Annotated in this window: 5 protein-coding genes and 1 pseudogene; 3 read left to right on the forward strand and 3 right to left on the reverse strand. The window is 75.5% G+C overall.

The genetic code is table 11. The features are described from left to right. The 3 genes and pseudogenes from JFN87_RS31720 to JFN87_RS31730 form a co-directional block, all read right to left on the reverse strand. Positions 1–1,194: pseudogene (locus tag JFN87_RS31720) on the reverse strand (hypothetical protein); the annotation flags it as partial. 87 nt (positions 1,195–1,281) lie between these two features. Continuing rightward, positions 1,282–2,184, reverse strand: a complete 903-nt coding sequence (locus tag JFN87_RS31725) for a hypothetical protein (protein WP_209345746.1) — start codon at positions 2,182–2,184, stop codon at positions 1,282–1,284. Positions 2,185–2,338: 154 nt separating this feature from the next. After that, positions 2,339–3,883, reverse strand: coding sequence for a hypothetical protein (locus JFN87_RS31730; RefSeq protein ID WP_209345748.1), 1,545 nt, complete (start codon positions 3,881–3,883; stop codon positions 2,339–2,341). Positions 3,884–4,019: 136 nt separating this feature from the next. On the opposite strand from JFN87_RS31730, the gene JFN87_RS31735 reads away from it, so the two are divergent. The 3 genes from JFN87_RS31735 to JFN87_RS31745 all read left to right on the forward strand — a co-directional run. Then, complete coding sequence (locus tag JFN87_RS31735) at positions 4,020–4,784, forward strand: LamB/YcsF family protein (RefSeq protein WP_209345750.1); 765 nt, start codon at positions 4,020–4,022, stop codon at positions 4,782–4,784. Beyond that, positions 4,781–5,398: a 5-oxoprolinase subunit B family protein gene (locus tag JFN87_RS31740; protein WP_209345752.1), complete on the forward strand. Its 618-nt coding sequence runs from the start codon at positions 4,781–4,783 to the stop codon at positions 5,396–5,398. Before JFN87_RS31735 ends, JFN87_RS31740 begins: the two co-directional genes overlap by 4 nt. Before the next feature lie 41 nt (positions 5,399–5,439). Further along, on the forward strand, positions 5,440–5,822 hold a 383-nt coding region (locus tag JFN87_RS31745), incomplete at its 3' end, for a 5-oxoprolinase subunit C family protein (protein ID WP_504739799.1).

Here is a 5,822-nt window from a genome sequence, read left to right on the forward strand (position 1 = left end):
GGCGTCGGTCAGCTCGCGGCGCTGGGCGGCGGCCCGCTTCTCGGCCGCGGCCAGCGCGAGCGAGGCGTGCCGGTAGGCCAGTTCGGCGGCGAGGAGCGCGCTGTGCGTGCGCGCGCCCTCCGCCTCGGTGACGGTGTGCGCGGCGTCCGTGACGCGGCTTGCCAGCTCGCCCGTGCGGGCCCGTTCGCCGGTGGCGCGGGCGGCGAGGCGGCGCACCAGCGCGCGGGCGGCGCGTTCCGACGCGCTGTGGATCTCACGCGCGCGTGTGCGGGCCTGGGCGGCCTCCACGATGCGGCCGAGCAGGTCGACCGAGCCGGCGGTGAAGTCGCGTTCCGCGGTGAGTTCGGCGCGGCGGCCCAGCTTGTTGCCGAAGCCGCCGACGAGGTCGGCGAGGCCGTCCGTGTCGCGCGTGTCGGTGACGGCGCGCAGCAGCAGGTCCGTGAAGTCGGAGTCCTTCTTGACGGCGAAGAGGCCTGCTGCCTCTCCCTCGTCCGCGTTCATCTCGCGCTGGTAGCGGAACAGTTCGGGGTCGAGGCCGAGGTCGCCGAGGTGTTCGTTCCAGCGGTCGTGGATCTCCTCCCAGTACACCTCAAGGTGGGGGTAGGCCTTGCCCGCGTCGGTGAGGGCGTCGCGGAAGCCCTTCATGGTGCGGCGGCGCCCGCGTGCGCCCGAGGCCCCCTCGGCGGGCGGGCGCACGGACTGCGCCTCGGCGACGGGCAGGGAGTCGAGGCTCAGGCCCGGGCCCGGCCTGAAGGAGTACCAGGCCTCGGCGAACTTGCGCGGGTCGCCGGAGACCTGGCGGCCGCGCCACTCGCTGGCCTTGCCGACGACGACCAGCTCGCCGGTGAGCGTGTGCTGCCACTCCAGGGCGACGTGCCCGCAGTCGTCGGCGAGCAGGAACTTGCGCAGCACGCCGGAGCTCGCACCGCCGAGCGTGTTGCGGTGGCCGGGCAGCATCACGGAGAAGATCAGCTTGAGCAGCACGGACTTGCCGCCGCCGTTCTCCAGGAACAGCACGCCGGCGGGCGCGGGGCGCCGCGGCGGGCCGGCCGGCGCGTCCTCGAAGAACTCGGCCTGCACGGGCGCGGGTGCCGGCACGGCGGCGCCGACGCCGCGCAGGTCGAGCACGGTGTCGGCGTAGCGCGCTCCTGCGGGCCCGATGGAGTAGAGGCGGACCCTTGACAGCTCGTACATGGCGGCGGTCTTTCCTGAAATCTCGAGCGTGTGTGCGTGAGTGCGTGGCTGGGTGGGCGGTCGGCGGCGTGAGCCGTGTGAGCCGTGTCAGCTGTGGAAGGGCAGCCCCGCGCCCTCGACAGGGCCGAGGTCGTCGGCGTCGGCCTCGGGGGGCAGCAGCGTCGCGGAGCCGTCCGTGACGGGTACGACGCCCAGCTCCGCGAGCTCGCCGAGGGCGGCGGACCCCGCCATGTCGCGGACCTGGAGCTGGTAGCGCGCGGTGGTGCGGTACGCGCCGCCCGCGTCGTCGCCCGTGCGGTGCAGGAACCCGGACTCGGTGAGGAAGGCGACGGCCTTGCCGACGATGCCCGTGGTGGAACCGGCGAGGCGTCGCGCGTCCTTGGTGGCTCCCGTGGCGCTGCGGCGGGCGTACACCCGCCACGCGGCTTCCAGGCCGGGGGCGTCGCTCGCCGGGTCGGTGTTCTCGCCCGACTCCTCCGCCCGCTCCTCCAGGCGGCGGCACGCCTGCCGGACGAACGCGTCCACGCCGTTGACGGTGACGCGGCCGATGTACCCGTCGTCGGCGAGGTCCTCGGGGCGGGGGAACGCGAGCGCCGCGACGGCGAGGTGCGCGAGGCCGTGCAGGAAGCGGTCGGCGGAGTCGCTTGCGGCGCGGCGCGCGTAGTCGCCCATGCGGACGGCGAACACCGAGTCCTCGGCGGCCGTCACCGCCATGCCCGCGCGGGTGGACACCTCGAGCACGACGAGCCCGAGCCCGGTGGCGACGGCGTCCGCGACGCGCGCGAACGGGGGATCGTCGCGGTAGCGCCGCAGCAGCTCCGTGTACTCGGCGTCCCGGGCGGGCAGCAGCCGCGGCTGGAGCCCGAAGGACACGAGCCGGGCCGCGTCCGCCGCGTCGGCGGGTGTGACGCCCGCGGCGGCGGCCGGTGCGGGCCGCTCTGCCCCGAGGTCGCCCCAGGCGTCGCTCGCCGCCGGGTGCTGGTCGCTCACGGACGTGTCTCCTCGGGTTCGTGCGGACTCTGGGGTTCGTGCGGACACGCGGGTTCGTACGGACACGCCGGTTCGTACGGACGACGCGCGTGCGGACGACGGACGACGGCCCGGCCGGGCCCGGCGGGGGCCTGGCGCGCCGGCCCCCGCGCGCTCATGCCGCCTCCGAACGGGCCGTGGCCATGGCGGCCGCGTCGAGCAGCGCCGTGCCGACGATCAGGTCGGCGCCGCCGAACTCGGGGTCCTCCAGCGGTGTCCCGTCGTCCACCGCGAACAGCAGGCGCTCCTCGCCCTGCCGGTACGCCGTTCCCACGGGCGGGCTGGCCGCGTGGACCGCGAGCAGCGCGATCAGATACGGCAGGTCGGGGTCGCGGCGGCGCGCCTCCGCGAGCAGCCCGGACAGGCGGCGCGGCGCGTCGTGCTCCAGCGTCAGCAGCTCCATCGCTTCGGCGAGTTGGTTCTCGCTGAACCTGCTGTCGTCCGGGGTGGTGACGAGATCGGGCTCTGGCATCTCGGCGCCGAGATGTGCGCGCTCCACCGGCGGTGTCAGCAGGAGCTCGACCAGGTCGCCGACGCGGACGGCGGCGGGGTTGCGCAGCCCCGTCCCCCGGGCGAAGTACGCGTCGGTGACGCGGGTCGCGTCGGCCACGGGCAGCGGCAGCAGGGGGGCGACGAGCTGGCCGTACAGGTCGAGCCCCGACCGGGCGGCCGGGGCCGCGAACGCCTGCCTGTCCTGTTCGGCGCGGAAGAGCGGGCCGGCCTCGAGCAGCCGCGACTGGAGCTGCGTGTGGCGCCGGATGCAGTCCTTGACGATGTCGACCAGTTCGGCGGCGCGCCGCTTGTGCTCCGCGGTCTTCGGGTCGGCGCCGGTCTCCGCCTCGTCGCGCGCCTTGCGGATGTTCGTCAGGATCGCGTTCTCGTGGCGGTAGCGGTCCGCGACGTGGTCGAGCGCCTCGTCGATCATGTCGGGCACGGCGTCGAGCCAGTCCACCGCGCGCACGTTGCGCCGGGTGGCCTCCAGGGTCCTGCGCAGCGTCTCCGCGTACTGCACCGTGCGGTACCTGGCCTGCTCGGCGGCGAGCTGCGCGTCGGCCAGGCGGCCGCGGCTGATCAGCACCTCCAGCTTGACCTCGGCGGCGATCTGCGCGCTCGTGACGTCCGTGTCGAGCGCGCCCACCAGCACGTTGACCGCCTCGTCGGTCGTACGCAGGTAGACGCTGCCGCCCTCGCCCGGCACCTCCTCGATGAGCTTGAAGTCGTAGTCCCTGCGGCGGTAGACGCCGTCGGTGCCGAACGTGCCGTAGACGGCGCGGAATCCGCGGTCGACGCTGCCGACGTTGATCAGGTTCTCCAGCACCCAGCGGGCCACCCGCTCGTGTTCGGCGGCGGGCCGCCGCGGTGCCTGCGCCGCCACGCGCGGGAGGAGCCTCGCCACTATCTGCTCGTGGTCCGCGCCCGTGTCGAAGTCCATGTGCAGCGTGACCAGGTCGATCGCGGCGAGTGCCACCTCGGCCATCGCGTACACGCCGTACTCGCCCGCGAGGTTGGCCTTGCGCGCGTCCAGGTCGTGCAGCGGGGCCGTGCAGGCCAGGGCGCGCAGGCGGCGCGCGAGGCCCTCGTCGGCCGCCGGGCCCTGTGCGGGCCGCGGACCGGCGCTGAGCTGGGGCGTGGCTGGATGGGTCGGGGCGGGCGAAGTCACGGTGCACAGACTAGGTCCTGCCACTGACAGGGGCCGAAACGGCGCAGAACCGCCCACGTCGTGACCGGGGGCGCCGGGCGGGCCCCGCGCGTCCCCCGCCGCGCCGGAACCGTGTCCGGCCTGAAAAGATGCGGCCATGGAGTCGAGGAAGATCGATCTGAACGCCGACCTCGGGGAGGGTTTCGGCCGCTGGCACCTGACGGAGGACGAGGCGCTGCTCTCCGTCGTCACGAGCGCCAATGTGGCCTGCGGGTTCCACGCGGGCGACGCGGTGACGATGCGCGCGGTGTGCGCGTGGGCCGCGGAGCGCGGTGTGCGGATCGGCGCCCAGGTGTCCTACCGGGACCTGGCCGGGTTCGGCAGGCGGTCGATGGACGTCCCGGCGGACGAGCTCGCCGCGGAGGTCGCCTACCAGATCGGCGCGCTACGGGTGTTCGCCGAGGCCGCCGGGTCGCGCGTGGCGTACGTGAAGCCGCACGGCGCGCTGTACAACCGGGCGGTGCACGACGACGAGCAGGCCGGGGCCGTCGTGTCGGGTGTCCTCCTGGCGGGCGGCGGGCTCCCCGTGCTCGGCCTGCCGGGTTCCCGGCTGCACGCGCGCGCGGCGGAGGCCGGACTCCCGGTGGTGGCCGAGGCGTTCGCGGACCGCGCGTACACGGCGCGGGGCACCCTGGTGCCGCGCACCGAGGAGGGCGCGGTGGTCAGTGACGGCGCGGCGGTGGTCGAGCGTGCCGTGACGATGGCGACGTCCGGTGTGGTGACGGCGGTGTCGGGCGAGCAGGTGGACGTGCGCGCGCGCTCGCTGTGCCTGCACGGCGACACGGCGGGCGCCGTGGAGCTGGCGCGGACGGTGCGCGAGGCGCTGGAGTCCGCGGGGGTGCGTGTGGAGCCGTTCGCGTGAGGACGGTGGGCGTCGGGGACCACGCGCTGCTCGTGGAGCTCGCGGACGGCGAGGAGACGGCGGCGCTGCACGGCGAGTTGCTGCGGCGCCGCGCGGACGGGTCGCTGCCGCAAGTGGGCGAGATCGTCCCCGCGGAACGTACGGTGCTGCTCGACGGGGTCGCGGACCCGGCGCGGCTCGCGGCCGAACTGGCGACCTGGCGGCTCACGGCCGCCTCCACGGAGGACGCCGCGTCCGTGGACGTGCCGGTGCGCTACGACGGGCCCGACCTCGCCGACGTGGCCGCCATGTGGGGCGTGAGCCCCGGGGAGGCGGCGCGGATCCACGCGGCGACGTCGTTCCGCGTGGCGTTCTGCGGCTTCTCCCCCGGCTTCGGGTACCTGACGGGTCTCGGCGAGCGGTACGCGGTGGCCCGCAGGGCGACGCCCCGTACGTCGGTACCCGCCGGGTCCGTGGCCGTGGCGGGCCCGTACACCGGCGTGTACCCGCGTCCTTCGCCGGGCGGCTGGCAGCTGATCGGGACGACGGACGCGGTCCTGTGGGACACGGAACGCGAGCCCGCCGCGCTGCTTGCGCCGGGCACGCGCGTGCGATTCGTGGCGGTGGAGGCGTGAGCGGTGCGAGTGGCGTGAGCGGCGTGGGCGGTGTGAGCGCTGTGGCGCGGGACGGTTTCGCGGTGGTGCGCGCGGGCGCGCTGACGACGGTGCAGGACCTTGGCAGGCCGGGCCACGCGCACCTGGGCGTGCCGCACGCGGGCGCGCTCGACGTGCCTGCGGCGCGGCTGGCCAACCGCCTCGTGGGCAACGAGGACGGTGCCGCGGTGCTGGAGACCACGCTGACGGGGTGTGCGCTCAGGCCGGGGCGCGCGGTGACGGTCGCGGTGACGGGTGCGCCGGGCCCCGTCCTCGTCGACGGACGACCTGCGGCGTGGGGCGCGCCGGTGCTGGTGCCCGCGGGCGCCGTGCTGGAGGTCGCGCCCGCGCGCTCGGGCGTGCGCGCGTACGTGGCGTTCGGCGGCGGTGTCGCGGTCGCCCCGGT

This window comes from Streptomyces montanisoli, assembly GCF_017813245.1.
GTDB lineage: Bacteria > Actinomycetota > Actinomycetes > Streptomycetales > Streptomycetaceae > Streptomyces > Streptomyces montanisoli.